The sequence below is a fragment of the Embleya scabrispora DSM 41855 genome (assembly GCF_000372745.1).
Taxonomy (GTDB): Bacteria; Actinomycetota; Actinomycetes; order Streptomycetales; family Streptomycetaceae; genus Embleya; species Embleya scabrispora.
Window position 1 is genome coordinate 1 of the sequence record NZ_KB889637.1, and the last position, 2,414, is coordinate 2,414.

Below are 2,414 nucleotides of genomic sequence, written 5' to 3' on the forward strand. Positions count from 1 at the left end.
TCCTGGGCCTTGTCCACAACCTGAACAAACTGTTCCGGCACACGGCGATTCCAACGTCTTGACAACTACACCGGTGAAGTTGTGCGACAGCCTCCCGCACGTCCGACGAGTGTTCCGAAACCTTCACGAGCCGGCCCGGGACGTCCACCCGGCTCGAAGAACCACAAGCCCGCACCCCGCCACGATGTTGGACGCGTCCTCAAGACCGGCGAGCAATACAGCAGGCCCCACACACCACAACACCGGGACAAAACCCCGACGTATTGGATAAACGTCAAGTTCAGAGCGTGTTTTTAAAGGCTGGTCGTGAGCTCGGATCGGTTGGATGATCTGGATTGGCCGACGGCCTTGGCCGGGAGCGCAGAGTTCTTCAGAGGTCGTCGAAAAGAGGAACCCGCCTCGGGCGCGGTGTTCCGGCGAACCGTTGTGAGGAGATCACCGCGTGAAACACCTGAGCGAAGCGCTGGAAGCGCTGGACGCCCGAGACACCCGGACGCGTGACATGGCCGCCGATTGGCTTGGCGACCTCTTGCGAGGCACCGCCCTGTCGCAGGCCGACGCCGAACTGGCCGTGGCACGGCTGGTCGCCCTCTTCGTCCGCGACGTGGACCACGGAGTTCGGGAGGCCGCGCTCAACTCGATCTGCGAGGCGTTCAATCGCCGCCGACTACCCCTACGACTGTTCGGAGATCTGGTCCCGATCGAGCCGACCCTGCAGAACGAGCTCCTGGCACACACCCTCTGCATCCTCGGCTCGACACAGGATCCCGCCGCCGAAGAGGCGATCAGCCCCTTCGTCACCCACCCCGACGCTCGTGTTCGGGAAGAGGCCACCCTTGCTCTCGACGAGATCCGTGCAGGTCGAGGGCCCCAGAACGCACCCCCGATCCACAGTTCTTGACGATGGCGGATGTGGCTCGAAGTGCCGTGGCCGCGCAGGGTCGGCCCCGTACGGTCAGAGCGTGCTTTCGAAGACGACGGTTCAACCCGCGGTGCTGTGTGCCCTGAGGCGGCACTGACCTCCGCCGGAGGCGGGGCCGGTGAGCGTGTGCGTGTCGATGGCTTCGAGGACGGAATGGGTCGGGGTCCCGTGTTCGGCGCGAGCTCGGCGGTTTCTTCGTCCAGGAGTCGGTTCGGGGGCCCTTGCGGCTCAGGCGTCTGGTCATCAGGGTGAAGAGTGACCAGTTCAGGTGGGCGTCTTGTTAACTGAACTAGATTGCGTATAAGTGCAGGTCAGTGACCTTTCAAGCGGTCGGCCGTCGAGTGCTGCATGGCGTCTGTCGAAGGTGTTGACCGGGACCTGAGCGTGTTGGTCGTGCCGCGTGTCGGAAAGCTCGTGGCGACCGGTGACGTGTGGGATCCGTACGTTCTGCTGGACGCCGTGGGCGCGGTGCTGACTCCAGCGACCGCGTACTTCAAGGAGCTGCTGGCTGCCGGGCGCCCGACCGCGACTGTCCGTTCGTACGGGTACGACCTGCTGCGGTGGTGGCGGTTCCTCGCCGCGGTGGACGTGGCGTGGGACCGCGCGACCCGGATTGATGCCCGCGATTTCGCGCGCTGGCTTCAGGTCGTCCCCAACCCCGGAGCGGGTCCGGCGCATCCGCTGCTACAACGTCGGTCAATCCGGTCACCGGCAAACCGGCTGTCGGGGCGACCTACGAGGCCTCAACGCGGGCGCACGCGGAGACGGTGCTGCGGCACTTCTACGAATTCCATCTGGAAGCGGGGACGGGACCGCTGGTCAACCCGTTCGCGATGGCGCGGACGCGTGGAGGCCGCTCGAACGCGCACCACAATCCGATGGAGCCGTTCCGGCACGAACGTGCCGGTCGCTACCGGCCGCGGGTCGCCCGGCGGATTCCGCGGTGCATCCCGGACGACCAGTTCAACGCGGTGTTCGCGCAGCTACCCTCCAATCGCGACCGCGCCTTGGTGTCATTCTGGGTGTCCACGGGAGCGCGGGCGTCCGAACTGCTCGGCGCATGCGAGCGAGACGCCGACCCCGGGCAGCAGCTGATCAGTGTGGTCCGCAAGGGCAGCAGGGCCGTCCAGCAACTCCCGGCGTCCCCGGATGCGTTCGTCTGGCTGCGGCTCTATCAGGCGGAGATGCGCGGTCAGGTCCCCACAGGGAGGGGCCAGCCGCTGTGGTGGACGTTGCGTCCTCCCTTCCGGCCGCTGACCTACCATGCGGCACACCGGATGTTCGAACGCGCGAACGCCCGGCTCGGCGCGGACTGGACGCTGCACGACCTACGGCACACTGCGGGCTACTGGCTGTCGCGAGATCCGCGCGTTCCCATCACCGACGTCCAATGGGTACTACTGAGGTTTCCGGGTCCGATTGACGGTGTGTCATATAGGGGCATAACCGTTGTATGGGGAGCTCGGGGATGTCCCCGGCGGAGCGTGGGCGC

Annotated in this window: 2 protein-coding genes and 1 pseudogene; all 3 read left to right on the forward strand. The window is 66.0% G+C overall.

Features of this window, described 5'->3' with window-relative positions; genetic code table 11:
- The first annotated feature begins 442 nt into the window (after positions 1–442).
- Positions 443–901, forward strand: a complete 459-nt coding sequence (locus A3IC_RS0114465) for a HEAT repeat domain-containing protein (protein ID WP_020550759.1) — start codon at positions 443–445, stop codon at positions 899–901.
- A 369-nt stretch (positions 902–1,270) separates the two neighbouring features.
- Positions 1,271–1,504, forward strand: a pseudogene (locus A3IC_RS70980) (hypothetical protein); the annotation flags it as partial.
- A 185-nt stretch (positions 1,505–1,689) separates the two neighbouring features.
- On the forward strand, positions 1,690–2,414 hold a 725-nt coding region (locus tag A3IC_RS64815; protein WP_020550760.1), incomplete at its 3' end, for a tyrosine-type recombinase/integrase.